Here is a 309-nt window from a genome sequence, read left to right on the forward strand (position 1 = left end):
CAAGCTGGGGAACATCATGGCGACCAACCTGCCCGAGAGCATCGACACTCCGTGCGGCAGCCCCACCGATCCTGCGCGGCGGCGCCTGCTGGTCGGCCTGCTCACCGCCTACACCGCCTCGCTGATTCCCTGGGCACTGGCGCAACCGGCGCCGCACGCCGAGCTCGGCGCCTTCACCGCGCTCTCCGCGATCCTGGTCGGGCGGCAGGCGCTGGATGCGGCGCAGGCGACGCGCCTGTTCGACGCCCTCGCCGCCACCCATCCGAACTTTCCGGCCGACGTGCAGGCGCTGCTGGCCCTGATCAACGA

Annotated in this window: 1 protein-coding gene; it reads left to right on the plus strand. The window is 71.8% G+C overall.

Annotated features, from left to right (window positions below):
• Positions 1-16: 16 nt before the first annotated feature.
• Positions 17-309, plus strand: a 293-nt coding sequence (locus UUA_RS18330; protein ID WP_238533061.1) for a sugar dehydrogenase complex small subunit, incomplete at its 3' end; no start/stop codon positions are given.

Origin of the sequence: Rhodanobacter thiooxydans LCS2 (assembly GCF_000264375.1) — a bacterium.
Lineage (GTDB): Bacteria > Pseudomonadota > Gammaproteobacteria > Xanthomonadales > Rhodanobacteraceae > Rhodanobacter > Rhodanobacter thiooxydans.